Below are 18,593 nucleotides of genomic sequence, written 5' to 3'. Positions count from 1 at the left end.
AAGCCACCACTAAATTAGTGGCAGCTTAAACTAAACCAAAGAGACAAAAATTATCTGATCAGGAAGAAACCCAGATAGGGCTTTCTTACCGCATCTGTCCTACCGGTATAACCAGTTGCAAAGGCCGCATACACTCTTCTGTTAAGCATGGTACTGGCACTGGTATATGTTGCCAGGGTAGCTGTTCCACCGGTAGCCTTAACAGTCCAGGCCAAAGCAGTTCCCGTTAAAACCGGCCTGATAAAATATTCGCTTTCTTTTAAATAACCTACATTCGAACACACGAGTGTAGCACCATAATAAAGGTCAACCGCTGGCACATTTGGCATGAGGTTAACGAATTTATATTTTACCATCCCCGAATCCGGCAGTGCGAAATTATCAAAAGCCAAAAAGCTTTTGGTATTGGCCGCAGTATCTGTTAAGTGGAGTGTATATGCTTTGCCTGCCTCAGCAGAAACTGTAGTTTTATTCAAAACAACAGAATCAATAGCCGTACCCTTTTTCGGTATAGAAATCGATACTTCAGAAGTTCCCGGTTTAATTACCAGGTAATCGGGCCTCGAGTCGCCCAATGTTCCATATCCTCCTCCAGGATAGGGATAACGGGTTTTTATCAGCGTACTTACCCTCTGTCCATTGATATTGATTTGCACATTCGGATCAGCTGTATATGCAATGTTGTAATTTACCTTCAGCATGGCCTGATCATCTTTCAACACTTCAAAATCCCCATAATTGATTTCGTTTTTACCACAGGAAATCACAAAGGCCAAAACACCTATCGCTAAGAATATTTTTATAATGAATTTCATATCTATAATTTTAATTTAAGGAAGATTAGACCATGTTTCTTTAGTATGATAATCTGTCTGCAAACCACCCCACTTGGCTAATTCATCCTGGTTCCAAATATATTCCGAACTATATCTCGGCCTTAAACGGTAGGCATACTTTCCGTTGTTCCGCTCGAAAAAATCACCCGCCTCAAGCTGTTTATATGTTTTATACACCAATGGGTCATAATGATATTTTCTTAAATCGCTCCATTGTTCCATCCCTGCCCAGCCCCATTGTGCAACATATTTTTGCTGCATAATATCAGCTATGGTTAATGCTGCAGCATTTTGAGCAACTTCAGTACTAGCTAGATAGCTGTTTATTTCGGCGGTGGAAATTGTAGCTGCTGCCGGGGAACCATTTCTTCCATACTGGTTTATAAAATCCATATGGCCCTTAATGCCGTTAATGTAAGCAGTAAATGCCGTACCAGTTGTTCCTTTCCTAAATAATGCTTCAGCCTTGGCAAATTGCAACTGGGCATAGCTCATAATGGGATACCTGGCAGCATTGGCATAAATATATTTGCCAGGAAATGGCACAACAGAGGTTCCGGATAACGCACCTAAAATATGAGGGGTTGCTGCCGTTCCGTTAAAAGGAAGCGCTCCCCTGTAAACACCCGAAACAGATATAGGGTTCATCATCCTGGTCAATCTTGGGTCAACCCCGGGCAATACCGGATCAACAGCAGCTGCCCCCCTCATTCCGCCCGTAAGTAAACTAACAACAGGCTGCCCAATTCTTCCATAGGTTGGAGCGGTAGTAGCTGTGGCGGTATACATCCCAAAATTCTGACTAAAAGGGTTTGAATCATTGCTATTTGTACCACCGAAATTAATTGTTGCATCATCTGCAGCCGATGCGAAAGACAGGTCTACATATTTTACCACGCTATCTGCGTATTTAGTATTAAATTCGGCTTTATTAATTAAATGGCTGTATTGCTGCGCCAACAAACCGTAAACAAATTTGCGCCACTTAACGCGATCGCCCTTATACATCTGGTCTCCAGACACACCAGCCAGTAACGCTGCAGTACCTGCCGCATCAGTTTTATTAAAACACTCCAATGCCTTTTGACTCCATTCCTGTACCCTTTGATAAACTTCGGGCTGATCCTGATATTTGAATTTCAACTGATTTGCATAAGCCTCATCCAAAATTACAGGGCCATGGGCATCAGTTAATAACTGGAAACCCCAGGCTTTAATGGCATAACCGATTCCGGCATAGGTCCATTTATTTGTAGCTTCGGCATCCTTTATCATATCTTCCAGATTTAAACCGAAGTTGACATACACCATCCGCCACATAGATCCGCCCAGATCGCTTGCCGATTGATAGCCATGTTTCTCCCAGGCAACAGTAAAACTGGTAACATCCTGTCCAAACATATCCTGGGTATATTTAAAAATCAATCTATTGTCTGTAGCAGTATTATTTGCCATCTGGAACATAATGGGCGACAGCAGATATTCGGCCTTAGTAACCTGTGGTGTAGCCGGATCGGTATTAACATCAAGCCATTTCTTACAGCTGGTTATGCATAACACAACAGCTGAAAATATTATTATCTTAAAACATTTCATATTCTATAATTTTAATCTGAAACCAATATTAACTCCTAAAGGCCTTCCCATATTTCCATAATCTATACCATAACCACCAGCTCCGCCTAACGATGGGTTATTTGCGTTGGCATCCGGATCGGTTCCTGAATAATTGGTGATCAGGAAAACGTCAGTTAAGGTTACATAAGCCCCAAGCCCTTGAAGGAAATTAGTCCGCGAAAGCATTTTTGAGGGAAAATCGTACGAGATGGTAACATCCCTTAATCTTAAGGATTTAATATTTTTCTCTACAAACATTTCTGGTGCAATACCACTTGTTGTTGAACTATAATAATTTGTATTTGCCGATGGGGTAATCAAAATGGTGTTAATCGTTGGGTTAGCGGTATTTTCCAGGCCATCCTTTAACACACCGGTTACCACCCTGGGTACATCCCGATCAAGTGTTTTAACACTTAACCCTCTTCTGTAAAGCTCGTACTGAGTTTGGTTATAAACGTCGCCACCCACTCTCAAATCCAATAGGAACGAAAGGCTGAAATTTTTATAGTTTAAACTATTTACAAAACCGAGATTGAATTTAGGGGTTCGATCTCCGATTACGGGAAACTCCTGGTCACTTCCCAAAATTGGCAAACCGGTTGCGGGGTTGATTAAAAGATCACCCCTGTTGTTCCGTTGGTTAACCCACCCAGCAATAGCAAGCGTACTAGCACCAGGGAAAACGGCGCCTCTTAGTCCGTTCGCAACCCAGGTATCTGAATCATAAAGCTCGGGAAGCTCATCAGCTATCGATAGTACTGTGCCCTTATTATGGGTAAAATTAAAGGTCATGTCCCAGTTAAAATCCTTAGACCGGATTGGCGATCCTTTCAATTGTATTTCAACTCCTTTATTAACCACGTCGCCACCGTTCATTAACCTGATTACGGAACCCGTACCATAGCTGATCCTAGGCGCTATAATCTGTTTATGACTATTAAGTTTATAATATGTAAAATCTACGCTAATCCTATCCTTTAGGAAGCCGAATTCAAATCCGGTTTCAAAGTTCTTGGTCTGTTCTGGCACTAAATCGGGGTTTCCTCCATTGGCAAGATCATAGTTAAATCCGCCACCAGTGCTATTTACAGTTAATAAACGTGTAGCCAGTGCGTACGCTTTATACGGCTCCTTACCCGTTATACCTGCTGAAGCCCTCAACTTTCCACTACTAAAAACATTCCATTTTTTAACCGCTTCGAGTTCTGTAAAATTAAAAGCGAAACTTGCTGAAGGGTAAGCAAAATATGGGTTGCTTGGCATTAGCCTTGATGCTGCATCTACCCTACCTGATAATGTTAGATAAAACAAAGACTGGTAACCCAACACTGCCTGGGCAAAAACACCTGCATTCCGGTAACGATTAATAGCTAGTTTGGCCGACTGCGTTGATGGAAGGGTATTGTTTATGCTGTAGAAATCGGGGTCGAACATATTCTGCCCTCTGGCCGAATTGATCGTATTATTTACGTCAGAAAAATTGGCACCAATGATGTAGGTATTATTAAATTTCCCAAATTTATGTGCTGCAGATGCCGTTAAAGAACCGTCTAATCTTTTATTTAAAGCCTGATAGGTATTGATGGTACCGCCCGTTGGTGTAGCCGCACTGCCTGAGCCCGAAAAAGACTGGGTGTGATAGACGGTTAAGCCTGTGGTGTTCGAAATATTGGTACCTAAAATACCCGTAATGGTTAACCATTTGGTTGGCTTATATGATAGATTTGCATTACCAACAATTGCATTGGTTTTATCTTCAGACAGATTTTTGTTTACATCCCAGAACGGGTTATCGCTTTCGCTATAAATGGTACCTGTTGTTACTACCCTGTTGCCTACCGGATCAATCCAATTGTTAACATCAAACCGGGAAGGAAACCTCAATAAACCCATCAAATAACCCTGCACACCCTTATTTGCTTTTTTATTATAAGCATTTGTATAACTAAACCTCGTAGTTACTTTTATTTTATCAGAAATTGGGATTACCCCTGTTACACTTGATACAAAACGCTGATATCTTGTAGTTGGGATAGTTCCTTTATTATCGGTATATTCATTAGACCACCTATAGGTTAAAGCTTCTTTTCCGCCTTCAATTACAACATTGTGTTTTTGTGCGGTACCAACTTTAAAGAAACTTCCAACATTATCATAAATGGGCAATCCTTCGGGATATTTTGGCCCAAAAAAATTAAAAGATCCCCCATTAAATATCCCATTTGCATCACCCTGTCCGTAAACCTGCTGCACTTCAGGAGCATTATTAACGGTCTCAATCCTTAACGAACCATTATATGAAACGCTTGATTTACCTGCTTTGGCTTTTTTTGTGGTAATTACAATAGCCCCACTTGCCCCAAGGTTTCCGTAAAGCGCTGTAGCTTCGGGCCCTTTTAAAATAGTATAACTTTCTATATCTGCCGGATTGATATCGGATGCCCTGTTGGTATAATCCTGACTTCTATTATTCCCGTTCATGGCTGTACTACCCTGATTTAAAACGGAGTTATCAATTGGCACACCATCCAGAACAATCAATGGAGAGTTATCGCCCGTCATGGATACAATACCCCTCAAAATGATCTGGGAAGATGCCCCTGGGTCTCCCGATGTTGGATTTACAAAAAGTCCAGGAACCCTGCCAGCCAAACCATTGATAAAATTTTCACGGCCTGTCTGGGTCACTTCATCACCCCGAACCGTGGGCGTAGAGTAACCTAAGCTTTTGGCATTCCGTTCAATCCCATAAGCGGTAACCACCACCTCATTAAGATTGCTGGCATCGGCAGAAAGGATTACATTAATTGTGCTATTTGCACCAACAACTCTTTCAACACTTTTGTATCCAACATAAGAAAATGTTAATACATCGGTCTTTAATGCCTTTATCGAATAATTTCCATTACCATTGGATTGTGACACCATGGCACTCCCCTTTACCCGAATAGAAACGCCGGGAATGGGGCCATCAGCGGAGCTGACCTTACCGGTAATCGTTATCTGTTGCGCGAAAACTTGCGCACACAGCATAATCGTACCGATAAAACTAAAGAATAGTTTTTTCTTCATAATTTGTTAGTAAGAAAGTTGGTTACTGAGGTTGTTGTTTGTTTCCAGTTTATCAAAAACGCAAATTCACGCATTTTTGATCTTAGTTAAGTAAATATCATGAATGTTTTTGACATAAAAAAACAAATAGGCAAGATTTATCAGACAACCAAACAATATTTTATTGCAAAAACACGCAAATACACGCAACATATAGAAAATTTAAAAATCTTTTATACTTTCGCTTAAAACCAGAAACGATATATATGCTGAAAAAAGAACGCCACGATTTCATCATGCGCCAGATCAATCTGCACAACCGCGTGCTTACATCGGATTTGGTTCAACTACTTAATGTTTCTGAAGATACCATCAGAAGAGATTTACAAGAACTCGTTGACGAAAACCTGCTTTACAAGGTCCATGGGGGCGCTTTATCCAAATCGTACCACAGTTCTTTTGACGATAGCACCGTATATGCCCGCGATAGTAAAATCACTATCGGCAAAAAAGCTGTTCGGCTAATAAAGGATGGCATGGTAGTTTTAACGGGTGGCGGAACTACCATTTTAGAGTTTGTAAAACTACTTCCTCAAGGATTATCGGCTACTTTTTTTACCATTAGTCCGCTGGTGGCAGTAGAACTGGCCAAATACAACAACATTGAAGTGATTTTGATTGGCGGCCTGTTTTCTAAAAACTCGCAGGTAACTTACGGTGGACAAGTAATTACACAGTTATCGGAAATTAAGGCTGATTTATGCCTGATGGGCACCAGTGCCATCCACCCCGATGAGGGCTTAACCGATACCTACTGGGAAATTAACCAACTTAAAAAAGCCATGTTGGCCTGTGCAAAAAAAACAGCGGTACTTTGCATTTCCGAGAAATTGGATATTGCTCTACGGTTAAGGGTTTGCCCGATAGAAAGTATCAGCTACCTAATAACGGAGTTGGATATTGAACACGAATCGCTTTCCCACTACAAAGAAAAGGAATTGAATATTTTATAAAAAAGTCCCGATGAAAATCGGGACTTTTTTTAGCTAAAAGCCTGGATCAGCAGGGGTGTTGGTATTGTTATCTCTTTCTGCAAAAGGATAAGGAAAGAAATTACGCCTGCGATCAGCTAAGGGCTGATTAAACCTTCTCATATCCTCAAGTTTTAGCCCAGACATAAAGAGCTCGATGCAACGGTGCTTGTAAATCAGATCTAAAAGCTGTTGTTGTGTATAGCTACCTGTTAAGGCAGGCAAGCCTGCTCCCATTCCGTAGTTTGCATCGAGTGCATTGCCTGTTGACGGACGCGTTACCACCTTATTCAGCTCAGCTAATGAGGCTGTCAGATCAGGAGTAGACTGCCGAGCAAAGGCTTCCGCTTTAATTAAAGTCATTTCACCAGGCAGATAAACAGGAATCGATGTTAAGCTAGCAGCGCCAAAACCATTAATTCGCACGGTAGTATTAATTACGGTATAAAAAGGAATTCTTGCATCGCCTACATCTGGAATATTAACACCAGTTTGCCCTAAGTTGATATTTTTAGGTTGAATTACATTATTGGTGGAGGTAGCGACTTCGAAAATTGGATTTAAATTTTGCGCGTCGTAAGTCAGTGCTGACCTCTTGGTTAAATCAACAGCGTTGGCACTACTTAAGGCAAGAGCATAATTGCCAGCAAACAAGGCGTAACGTGCTTTTAATGCATTTAATGTATTCGGAATATCTACTCCCACAGGTATATTACTCAAAAAAGAGGTGCTAATTGGATTTGCTGCAATCAAAGTCAAGGCATTATCAATAGTGGCAATTGCCTTGTTAAAACCTTCTGCCCTTGTCATAAAAGTTACATTCTGACCGGTTCCTGCCGGAACTTTTTCCCAAAATTCCGACAAATTACCCAAAGCCAGTGCTTTAAAAATACTGGCATGTGCAATTAAGCCTGAGGCCAAACCTTTATCAGCAAGTTTAGTGGCATTATTAATCACATTATCTGCATCAAAAATGATTTTGTTTGAACTGGTCCAAACATTGAGCAATACCGAATTTGTACCATCTACCTGCACACCTCCCGTCATTAAGCGATCTTCATTGGTATTGCCTGTATTAACAGAAATTAACTCGTTCGTAGTGATACCATTTACTGTAATTGCGGCATACAGAAGTCCTGCCCTAGTTGTAGAGAAATTTTTCTGAAGGCCAACCGTAATTCCCGTCAAGCCTCTTGTTGAAAGGAGCACATCATCCGCTACAGCTCCATTAGGGTTTAAATATTCCTTTTTGCAGGCAACCAGTGAAACGGCGAGTGCAAAGAAAAATATGTAGTGAATATTTTTTGATCTTGAATTTTTCATCTTGATATAATTTATTTTTTCAATGATTAGAACTTAGCTTGTAATCCAAAGGAAAATGTACGTGGAATCGGCACCGCACCAAAATCTATGTTTCTTAAAATTGTAGATTGTCCACCTGCGTTCAGTTCTGGATCATAGCCCTTGTAATTATCCCACGAAACCAGATTTCTACCACTAATATTCACGGTGAGATTTTTAACAAACTTTACCTTACCGATATTATAGCTCAGAGAAATTTCTCTTAATTTCACAAAAGAACCATCATCAATACGCCATTCTTCTACATTGTATGCGCCTGCTACATAACCTCTAGGCAATTGGCCCATTTGCTCTGCTTCGGCAATTTTTCCATTGCCTACACCCTGGCGGGTTCTCCAATCGGCGTTCCATACATCTCCGCCCTGTACAGCATCCAACTGAATGTGTAAGCTTAACTTTTTATAAGTAAAATCGTTCACAAATGATCCGGTATAACCTGGGTTTGGATCACCAAGAACCTTACGTAGAGGATCTCCTGTAGGCAATCCATTTGCATCGCGTTGTACACTATATTCCGTTGGCGATTTTTGAACACCTCTTTCTGTTAATGGAATCCCCTGCGCATTGGTTAATAAACTTCCATCGGCATTTCTGGCAAAAAAAGTACCATAAAAAACACCGACAGGATACCCATCTGTTATAGAAACTGGCGCCCCTGCGTTGGTATTGATTAAACGCTGCGCGCCAGATCCGATAATTTTATTTCGGTTTCTATTATAAATTACAGTAGTGGTCCAGGTAAAATCCTGGGTTTTTAATGGCACGCCTGTAAGCATAAGCTCTATCCCTTTGTTCTTAAGTGATCCCCCGATATTATCTAAAAGGCTGGAATATCCTGTTGTTGGTGCAATTACCACTCCTAATAAAAGATCTTTAACGCTTTTATTGTACCAGCTAAATGTTAGGCCCAAACGATTGTTAAAAAATGACATATCCGTACCTAATTCCAACTCTTTTTGCCGTTCTGGCTTAACATCGTTATTAGCCAATGTGCTGCTAGATGCCAGTGATGTTTTACTATTTAACGCGCTTGGCAAATACACGTTAAAACGATCGTAAGCACCAATACCTGTTAAATTACCCGATTCGCCATACGCTGCCCGAAGTTTAAACGCGTTCCACCATGAGGATACGCCAAGATCCTTCCAGTAGTTAGCAGACGACAAAACATAACTTACATTTGCTTTTGGATAAAACTGTGTTCCATTACCCTCACCAAAAACAGTTGATTGATCGACCCTGATAGCTCCTGTTACAAAGAGGTGATCTTTATATTTGAAGTTCTGTTGCAGGTATGCTCCACTAATAGAAAATTCCGAACGGCTATCATTGTTTGGCAATATCGTACTGGCACCATTTACAGTTTGAATAAGTGGAGCAAGGCCCCTGCCATTTAACAAACTGAACAAATCTTTCTGATATTGATATGATCCGCCCAACTGCGTTGTCGAACCCAACAGATCAGATATTTTTGCATCGTAGGTAAAATTCAATTCATTATTAAACAACGTTGTAGTAGCATTTGCCGCACTGGCATAACCATTTAACGATGGATCTAAGCTAGCACCTCCACCATAAAAACCTGTACTCACATTATAAGTAAATGGCGGAATAAAGGTGGTACCATTTTGGATCGAATTATCAACCCCCATGGTATAATCGATAGTCAGGTTTTTTACCGGATTAAGCTTTAAGCCAAGATTGCCAATGATGCGGTTAGTAAACTCACGTTGTTTAATATCTTCGATAACCGATACTGGATTTACACGACCTCTTTCGCCAACAGCCTGTAAGTTACCTAGTATATCGCGGGCAAAAATATCGTGAAAATTACCAATAATAGTGACTGAGTTCATCGGCGAAAAGAATGAATTTCCATCTGGTTTTTCATTGGCATCGCTGTGTACGTAATTAAATCCGGCTGTCATTTTAGCCCAGTTATTAATTTTTTGATCCAGATTCGCCCTAAAGTTCATTCTTTTAAAATCTGTATTCTTTATAATTCCTTGATTTGAAAAATATCCGACCGATGTGTAAAACTTGGTATTATCGTTTCCACCTGAAACAGAAGCGGAGTTATCTGTTCCAATGCCTGTCCTGAAAATATAATCCTGGTAATTATACCTGGTTACCGGAGTTGTTGTGATTAATGCAGGGGATAATACATCCTGAGTTTGTGCAGTTGGCCCATCTGTTGGTCCTCCAAACTTTGCTGGCGATTGATTGACATCAATTTGTTTGCGCAACTCACTAATGGTTAAACTGGTACTGAAACTCACCTGCGGCTCGCCAGTTTTACCCCTCTTGGTAAAAATCTGGATTACCCCTGCATTTGCTCTCGATCCATAAATGGCCGCAGCTGCCGCACCATTTAAAACCTCAATATGATCAATATCAGACGGACTAATATCAACCATTCTGTTCTGACCAATATTTCCAACCTGCACTCCATTATTAATGTTATCATAATTTCCTGAAGTATTGGTTACCCGGGTTGTAGAATTATTTACAATTACTCCATCGATAATGTATAGCGGCTCCGAAGAGGAGTTAACAGAGCTTACACCTCTCAATCGAACAGAAATCCCTCCTGCCGGATCTCCAGAATTTTGGCTGATTTGCGCTCCAGGTGTTTTACCTTGTAATGAGGCCAGTGCATTTCCACTCGGTGCTTTATTTAAATCATCACCTTTTACCGTACTCACATAACTACCGAGCTGTTTACGGGTGGTTCCCTGCGATGTTCCGGTAACAATTACCTCATCGAGCCCCACTGCATCGCCACTCAAAGCACTATTTGCCTGAACCGTGGTATTCTCACCAAGTGTTACAGTTTCGATATTTGATTTAAAACCGATAAAAGAAATCTGGATCTGGTATTTACCAGGCGCTAAATCAACCGAAAAGCTATACATTCCGCCCGAACTCGTGCTTGTTACAAGATTTGTATTGATAATTTTTACTACAGCGCCGGGGACAGGACTGTTATTTGCCGCATCGGTAACCTTACCACTTATGGTATACCGTTTGTTTTGTGCCTGTGCCACCCCTTTAGATAAGAGCAGCAGAAATGGGATCAACAAAATTGCGAAGAATCCTGGTGACCATTTTAGGTAACTTTTTTCCATAAAATTTGGTTTTGTTAGAAGATTAGTTTAAAACAAATTAAACAAAATACCACACAAACCAAATTTTTAACAGATACAAACTGGTTTACAATCTGTAAAACAACTGCATTTTATTAGGCTGGTAAACTGATTTTACCCATGCAAACCGAAGGCACGCCTTGCCTATTGCCAAAGTCTATTGGTTTACCACAGAGCGCTTCGTTGGCCAAAACGACAAACAAAACAGCTTCCTTAGCATCGGGATTAATATTTAAATCTGCCGTTGTTAGGAATTTGCAAAAAGGCAGTTTGCTCTGAAGAAGCTGAACAAGCAGCGGATTGTGCATCCCCCCACCGCTCATAAAAATTTGCGCTTTGGCCTCATCGCCAAAACAACGTTTTATCGCATTTGCAATGGTTTCTGCAGAAAAATGACATAAGGTGGCCATTACATCTTCTTTACCAAGCGCTGTTGTTGAAGATTGCTCTTGGGCCTCTATTAAATATTCCAGGTTAAACAATTCAGGCCCAGTAGTTTTAGGAAAATCCAAATCGAAAAAGCTGCAATTTAACAATGCAGATAATAGACGGGGATTAAATTCACCAGCCAAAGCAACAGCAGCATTTTTATCGTAAAATTGATTAAAATATTTCTGCATATACTGGTCCATCAAAGTATTGCCGGGACCAACATCCGTCGAAAAAATTTCACTGGCATCGGTACTCCCTGGCAAGTAAGTGAAATTTGCTATACCTCCAATGTTCAGCATTATGCGGTCTTCTCCGGCCTCCGAAAATATCAGGTAATCGCCATAAACCGCTAAAGGTGCGCCTTCCCCGCCTGCAGCCAAATGTTTCTGCCTAAAATCAGAAAGCGTAATAATTCCTGTTTTAATGGCAATATGGTCGCCATCACCAATCTGTAGTGTACCATTAGGATAATCGGCCAGTTGATGCAAAGATTTTGGTGCGTGGAAAATCGTTTGTCCATGGCTCGCAATAAAATCAACCTCTTCATTTCGGACACCCCACTCTTTTAGTGCTTCGTTTATGAGCTGCGCATGGGTATTTGCAATATGCTCGTTCATCAGGCACACCAGTTGCAGGTCTACTTCTTTTTTAGAAAATACAGCCTTTATTTTCGCCCTGAAATCATCAGTATAATCGCCGGTTTTAAATTTCAGCACCTGAATGTTGGTGCCTGCCCCACTTCCCTTAACTGAGCATAACGCAATATCAAGCCCATCCATAGAAGTTCCACTCATTAAGCCGATAATAAAACGTTCTGATTTCCCTGCTTTCGAATACAACTTTTCAATCTGTGTGTTCATATTGGTTTTTATCTTAAAAAGATCAAACGTTTGTCTGCCCCTCTAATCGAATTTTATATAAATACTTGCAATAAAAGTAAATAACCTTTGTTACAAATTGGGCATAACTCTCTATATTTACTGCTCCGTACATTAAAATCCATATAAAAAAAATGGCTAGATTAAATCTACTGGAGGAGACACGTTTCGAGAAATTACCAGTAAGCGTGTTCGAAAATCCAAAAATTGCTTCAATTAATGTAGCACACCGCATCGCCGAGCTCATTAAATCAAAACAAGCAAACAACGCACCTGCAGTACTGGGCTTAGCAACAGGTGTTACTCCAATTGCAGTTTATGCCGAATTGGTTAGACTGCACAAAGAAGAGGGCTTGAGTTTTAAGAACGTAATTACTTTTAACTTGGATGAATATTATCCAATGGCGCCAACTGCGACACAGAGTTATGTTACGTTTATGAACGAAAACCTTTTCAATCATATCGATATTGATAAAAAAAATGTTCACATTCCTGATGGCACACTTGCATTAGAAGACATTCCGGCTTTCTGCCTGGAATACGAAAAGAAAATCGGCGATCTTGGTGGTCTTGACATCCAGATTTTAGGTATCGGCCGTACAGGTCACATCGGGTTTAACGAGCCAGGTTCAGCACCAAATTCTGGTACCCGTTTAGTTACTTTAGATGATTTAACACGCCGTGATGCTGCACGCGATTTCGGTGGGAAAACTTTTGTACCAACAAAGGCCATTACCATGGGTATCGGTACAATTTTCAAAGCAAGAGAAATTATATTAATGGCTTGGAGCCGTAAAAAAGCTTCAATTATCAAAAAAGCTGTTGAAGGCGAAATTTCAGGCGAGGTTCCGGCAACATACCTTCAACTATCCGATCATGTAGAGTTTATCCTTGATGTACCTGCAGCTTCAGAACTCACCCGTTTTGATACACCGTGGTTAGTCAAAGATTGCGTTTGGACGGATGCTTTGATCCGCAAGGCAGTAATCTGGTTGGCCAACACGTTAAAAAAACCGATCTTAAAATTAACGGAAGACGATTACAACAATAACGGTATGGCACAACTGGCCACTGAGAAGGGACCAGTTTACAATATCAACATCCATATCTTTAATAAATTACAGCACACCATAACGGGCTGGCCAGGAGGCAAACCGAACGCTGATGATTCTCAACGTCCGGAAAGAGCTGAACCAGCTAAGAAGAGAGTTATTATTTTCTCCCCTCACCCGGATGATGATGTGATCTCGATGGGCGGCACTTTTCTACGCCTAGTTGATCAGGGACATGATGTACATGTGGCTTATCAAACCTCAGGTAATACTGCTGTATGGGATGACGACGCACTTCGTTTTGTAGAGTTTAATGTAGACTTCACAGAGAAAATGGGCATGGACAATACGCAATTAAAGGATCTTTATAATAAGATGAGGGCCTTTATAGAGCAGAAAAAACCAAACCAGATCGATACACCGGAGATCCAAACAGTTAAAGGGCTCATCAGAAAAGGCGAAGCCATAGCTGGCGCAAGATATTGTGGTTTAGAAGATGACCATATCCATTTCCAGGCACTTCCTTTCTACGAAAGCGGTAAGGTTCAGAAAAACCCGGTAACTGATGCTGATATCGAACTCACAACGGCGCTATTGCAAGAAGTTAAACCTCAGCAGGTTTATGCTGCCGGTGATTTTGAAGACCCTCATGGAACGCATATCGTTTGTTTCAAAATTATTTTAGAAGCACTAAAACGCTTACGCAAAACTGAAGCTTGGGCACAAGATTGCTGGTTATGGATGTACCGCGGTGCATGGCATGAGTTTGAAACTTATGAAATAGAAATGGCGGTTCCAATTTCTCCGCAAGAACTGGAGCGCAAGAGAAATGCGATCTTTAAACATCAAAGTCAGAAAGACAAAGCTGTTTTCCCTGGCGACGATTCAAGAGAGTTCTGGCAACGTGCTGAAGACCGTAACCGTGATACTGCAAGAGCTTATGATGAACTCGGACTTGCAGAATACGAGGCGATGGAAGCTTTTGTTCGCTGGAAATTTGAAGACTAGTTTAAAATAAATACCAATCCTGCTTTGTTAACTCAAAGCAGGATTTTTTTATTCTTCCCAGATTGTCATGCTGGGCGCAACGAAGCATCTTTAAAAAAGCTAACAACATCCCGTCAAGTTCAGTCTCAAATTTCAGGACATCTATGCGACAAGCGTAAAGCTGTCATCCTGAGCCTATTGAAGGACTTGCCACAACATAATATCTTTTAGTGTAGCATCTTTAGATAAGAATTATAAAAAACTACATCTGCTAAAGATCCTTCACGTTGTTCAAGGATGACACATAATCTCCTCAACTTCTTATTTATTTCTCATTCTAAAAACAATATTCTAAATTAGTTTGCTGAACCCAAACAAGCTAACCATGACCGAGCCTAAACAACGATTACTTTCTCTTGATTTTTTTAGGGGATTAACTGTAGCTGCGATGATTTTAGTGAATAATCCAGGTAGCTGGGGGCACATATACGCCCCTTTAGAGCATGCAGAATGGAATGGCTGTACACCAACAGACTTAATTTTCCCGTTCTTTCTATGGATTGTTGGTGTATCTATTGCCTTTGCCATGAGCAGTAGCAAAGCCGATCCGTCTACACATCAAAAAACAATTATAAAAGCCGTTAAACGTGGCATTATACTTTATTTACTGGGTTTCTTCCTGGCTATTTTCGGGAAAATTATCAGCGCCATAATAGATAACAGATCCATATGGGAGGCCTTTCAAACTGTAAGATTGTTAGGCGTTTTGCAAAGGATAGGCATTGTTTTCATTATTAGCAGCATCATTTTTATCAAGGTTTCCAACAAAACCATATTTAAAACATTAATAGTAATACTTGCCGTTTATTGGGCATTAATGACCTTTATCCCTGTTCCGGGAGTTGGCTATCCCAATCTGGAAAAAGAAACCAATTTAGCAGCCTGGATTGATCGTGGAATTTTAACAGAGGCACACACCTGGGCTTCATCAAAAACCTGGGATCCAGAGGGCATTTTGAGCACATTACCCGCAATAGGTACCTGTTTATTTGGTATCCTGGTCGGGGTTTGGATGCGCAGGAAAGATGTAGACAATCCAACCAAGGTTGCCTGGCTATTTACTACGGGGATTACGGCAGTTATTTTAGGTTTACTTTGGGATTTACAATTCCCGATTAACAAATCGCTATGGACAAGCTCTTATGTGTTGTATGCCGGTGGCTTAGCCTCTATCGGATTGGCCCTTTGTTACTGGATCATTGATGTTCAGGGTTATAAAAAATTTACCACTCCTTTTGTTGTTTATGGTGTAAATGCCATTACAGTCTTTTTTTTAGCGGGCTTAATGCCCAGAGTATTAAACCTGATCCAGATTACTAAACCTAATGGTACCAAAACAGGATTACTGGTCCGGTTTTATGAAACTTGTTATGCTCCGTTTTTTAGCCCTATAAATGCCTCACTGGTTTGGGCAATAACCTATGTGCTCGGTTTCTATGTGTTATTATATTTTATGTATAAAAAGAACATTATTATTAAGGTTTAATAAATTTATGCTATAATTGAACGATTGCATCCCTAATTGAAAAAGAAAACCACCATATACGATATAGCGAAAGCGCTAAACATTACAGTATCAACTGTTTCGAGGGCACTTAGTGGCTTCCCCGCAATAAGCGATACTACGAGAAAGGCCGTTGTAGAAATGGCTAAAAAATTAAATTATAGCCCAAATAAACTCGCATCTGCATTAAAATCTGGCAAAACCCATATCATTGGTGTAATTGTGCCAAGTGTACAGGCACATTTCTTTGCATCTATTATCCATTGTATAGAAGATGGCCTGAAGGATAGCGGCTACCGTGTTATTATTTATCAATCTAACGAATCTGTTGAAAATGAAATAAACGGCGTAAGAACGCTACTAGAAGCACAGGTAGATGGCATTATGGCTTCAATGTCATTAGAAACAGAAGATGTTTCGCACTTTGACGAAATTATTAAGCAAAATAAGCCCCTTATATTATTCGACCGTGTAAATACAGATTTAAAAGTCCCTACCATTACACTCGATGATTTTAAGGCAGGATATATTGCTACGAAACATTTGATCGACCAGGGCTATCAAAAAATTGCATTTGTAACCACTGTTCACCAGATTAAAATATTTAATGATCGCTTAGAAGGGTACAAGGCAGCTTTAGCAGACCATAACCTTCCGCTAATAGAAGAGCATATTATTTTTGGAGGTTTATCTATTAAAGACGGCCGATTTGGTGCAGGTAAGTTAATGCGTAGCAAAAATAAACCCGATGCTATTATTGCTGGTGATGATTTTACCGCGCTGGGTGTAATTAAAAAGTTAAAAGAGATTGATGAAACACCTCCCGAAATTGGTGTAATTGGCTTTGCCAATGAAGCATTCTCAGCTTACATCACACCTAACCTATCAACAATTGATCAGCATGCATCACAAATGGGCCAAGAATGTGCTAAAATGTTTCTGAAAATGATTAATCAGGAAAACCCATACGCAAATATGGAGCATATTGTGCTTGACCCAGCTGTTGTAGAAAGAGAATCGACCAATAAAAAGAGTTAAAAAAACCTATTACTCCTTTGCTAAAGGGACTTCAATACCAACAGGCCCACTAGGCTCACTTTCATTTTTTAATCGATCTAACGCTGTTACGAGGTAGCTGTACCGCTTTCCACTTTCTACACTGGTATCAATATAGGAAACATAATCTTCAAAGCTTATTTTAATAATGTTCTTAGGATCGAGTATCGAAATCTTCTCTCCTTCATTAAATCGGTAAACTACAAATCCCGAAGCCGTTTCTCCATCTTTTGCCTTTAGTGGAAGTTGCCATTTTAAATGTACACCATCTTTTAGTGCATCAGCGGTTAATGCTTGAGGCTCGTTTGGTGGTACCTCATCCAGCCATGGCATTTGCGGTGGCAAAGCAGGATATTTATAAAGATCGTTCTTTAGCGAATCGCCAACCGCCTTAGCAACCGTGCTTAATGATTTAGAACTAAAAAACACGCTACCCTGAATCCGGTTGTTATCTCTAAGGTATCTAATCTGCTTGGGTATTTCGCTTAGGTTTTTCCAGGCTGCTTCTGCTCTCGAGTTTACCAGATAGGCACCCTGCCCAATATAAACATGCCTACCGAAGGTATTATTGCTCCACCAATCAACTAAAACACCATAAGGTGCTACTCTCCTGGTAAACGTAAAATAAATTTGAGGATTAATGTAATCTACCCAGCCCTCTTTAACCCACTTACGGCTATCGGCAAATAATTCTGCGTAGTTGGATAGGCCACTGGTAGCAGAGCCTTCTGGATCTTCATTTTTATTTTTCCAGATACCAAAAGGACTAATACCAAACTTCACCCATTTCTTATAATGATGGATACTATCGTCAAGCTGTTTGATGAGCAGATCGACGTTGTTACGCCTCCAATCTTTTATGTCCGAAAAATTATTAGGGTATTTGTAAAAAGTGTTACCATCATTAATCGTTTGCCCCTCTACTTTATAAGGGTAAAAATAATCATCGAAATGAATACCATCAATATCATAGCCCTTTACCACGTCTAAAATTACCTGAACAATATATTCCCTCACATCTGGGATACCCGGATCAAACTGTTTTTTGCCTCCATAGGTAAAAAACCAATCGGGATGTTTACGATAAGCATGGTTTTCGCTCAATACAGCAGTGCTGCTCATACTGGCTCTATAAGGATTAAACCAGGCATGAAGCTCCATTCCCCTGAAATGTGCTTCTTTAACGGCGAAGGCCAAAGGATCATATCCAGGTGCTGGTGCCAAACCCTGTTTCCCCATTAACCACTGGCTCCATGGTTCTCTAGATTTTGCATAGAATGCATCTGCCGCGGGCCTAACCTGCAAAATAATAACATTCATCCCTTGGCTTTTATGCCTTTCTAAAAGGCCAATCAGCTCCTGCTTTTGTTGATCAATGCTTAAACCTGGTTTAGATGGCCAGTCTATATTGGTTACAGTAGCTACCCAAACACCTCTAAACTCCCTTTTTGGTGCAATTTTTGATAATGGTTGTGCATTTAATATATAAGGTATTACAGTTAAAGATAAAAGTGCGTATAGGAAGTTTTTAAGCATTATTTCTGTCTTATTTTTTATTCAGGTTGTGTGTTTGTGTTG

At 40.4% G+C, this 18,593-nt stretch carries 11 protein-coding genes; 4 read left to right on the top strand and 7 right to left on the bottom strand.

What is annotated here, in order from left to right; all coding sequences use genetic code 11:
- Nucleotides 1-50: 50 nt before the first annotated feature.
- From HDC90_RS09795 to HDC90_RS09785, 3 genes are read right to left on the bottom strand one after another with little or no spacing between them, the layout of a single operon-like run.
- Nucleotides 51-815 carry a DUF4397 domain-containing protein gene (locus tag HDC90_RS09795; RefSeq protein ID WP_184465820.1) on the bottom strand — a complete coding sequence of 255 codons (765 nt, stop codon included), beginning with the start codon at nucleotides 813-815 and terminating at the stop codon, nucleotides 51-53.
- A gap of 15 nt (nucleotides 816-830) precedes the next feature.
- Nucleotides 831-2,432: a SusD/RagB family nutrient-binding outer membrane lipoprotein gene (locus tag HDC90_RS09790; protein ID WP_184465818.1), complete on the bottom strand. Its 1,602-nt coding sequence runs from the start codon at nucleotides 2,430-2,432 to the stop codon at nucleotides 831-833.
- 3 nt (nucleotides 2,433-2,435) lie between these two features.
- Nucleotides 2,436-5,528 carry a SusC/RagA family TonB-linked outer membrane protein gene (locus tag HDC90_RS09785; RefSeq protein WP_184465816.1) on the bottom strand — a complete coding sequence of 1,031 codons (3,093 nt, stop codon included), beginning with the start codon at nucleotides 5,526-5,528 and terminating at the stop codon, nucleotides 2,436-2,438.
- A 245-nt stretch (nucleotides 5,529-5,773) separates the two neighbouring features.
- On the opposite strand from HDC90_RS09785, the gene HDC90_RS09780 reads away from it, so the two are divergent.
- Nucleotides 5,774-6,520: a DeoR/GlpR family DNA-binding transcription regulator gene (locus HDC90_RS09780; protein ID WP_184465814.1), complete on the top strand. Its 747-nt coding sequence runs from the start codon at nucleotides 5,774-5,776 to the stop codon at nucleotides 6,518-6,520.
- 33 nt (nucleotides 6,521-6,553) lie between these two features.
- On the opposite strand, the gene HDC90_RS09775 is transcribed toward HDC90_RS09780, so the two are convergent.
- The 3 genes from HDC90_RS09775 to HDC90_RS09765 all read right to left on the bottom strand — a co-directional run bounded on the left by HDC90_RS09775 (nucleotide 6,554) and on the right by HDC90_RS09765 (nucleotide 12,338).
- Nucleotides 6,554-7,861, bottom strand: a complete 1,308-nt coding sequence (locus HDC90_RS09775) for a RagB/SusD family nutrient uptake outer membrane protein (RefSeq protein WP_184465812.1) — start codon at nucleotides 7,859-7,861, stop codon at nucleotides 6,554-6,556.
- A gap of 26 nt (nucleotides 7,862-7,887) precedes the next feature.
- On the bottom strand, nucleotides 7,888-11,028 hold the full coding sequence (locus HDC90_RS09770; RefSeq protein ID WP_184465810.1) for a SusC/RagA family TonB-linked outer membrane protein: 3,141 nt from the start codon (nucleotides 11,026-11,028) through the stop codon (nucleotides 7,888-7,890).
- A gap of 113 nt (nucleotides 11,029-11,141) precedes the next feature.
- A complete protein-coding gene (locus HDC90_RS09765) occupies nucleotides 11,142-12,338 on the bottom strand; it encodes an anhydro-N-acetylmuramic acid kinase (RefSeq protein WP_184465808.1) in 1,197 nt (398 codons plus the stop codon).
- A 152-nt stretch (nucleotides 12,339-12,490) separates the two neighbouring features.
- Between HDC90_RS09765 and nagB the strand changes: the two genes are divergently transcribed.
- The 3 genes from nagB (at nucleotide 12,491) to HDC90_RS09750 (ending at nucleotide 16,997) form a co-directional block, all read left to right on the top strand.
- The gene (gene nagB, locus HDC90_RS09760) at nucleotides 12,491-14,416 is read left to right on the top strand and encodes a glucosamine-6-phosphate deaminase (RefSeq protein WP_184465806.1); all 1,926 of its coding nucleotides are present in this window, start codon (nucleotides 12,491-12,493) and stop codon (nucleotides 14,414-14,416) included.
- Nucleotides 14,417-14,780: 364 nt separating this feature from the next.
- Nucleotides 14,781-15,941, top strand: a complete 1,161-nt coding sequence (locus HDC90_RS09755) for an acyltransferase family protein (RefSeq protein ID WP_184465804.1) — start codon at nucleotides 14,781-14,783, stop codon at nucleotides 15,939-15,941.
- Nucleotides 15,942-15,977: 36 nt separating this feature from the next.
- Nucleotides 15,978-16,997 carry a LacI family DNA-binding transcriptional regulator gene (locus tag HDC90_RS09750; RefSeq protein WP_184465802.1) on the top strand — a complete coding sequence of 340 codons (1,020 nt, stop codon included), beginning with the start codon at nucleotides 15,978-15,980 and terminating at the stop codon, nucleotides 16,995-16,997.
- 9 nt (nucleotides 16,998-17,006) lie between these two features.
- Here the strand turns inward: HDC90_RS09750 and HDC90_RS09745 are convergent, their stop codons facing one another.
- A complete protein-coding gene (locus HDC90_RS09745) occupies nucleotides 17,007-18,551 on the bottom strand; it encodes a glycoside hydrolase family 10 protein (RefSeq protein WP_184465800.1) in 1,545 nt (514 codons plus the stop codon).
- Between the last annotated feature and the right edge of the window lie 42 nt (nucleotides 18,552-18,593).

This window comes from Pedobacter sp. AK013, assembly GCF_014205835.1.
Classification (GTDB): Bacteria; Bacteroidota; Bacteroidia; order Sphingobacteriales; family Sphingobacteriaceae; genus Pedobacter.
The sequence above is the reverse complement of the archived record's forward strand: the minus strand, read 5'-3'. Positions and strand labels throughout refer to the sequence as shown.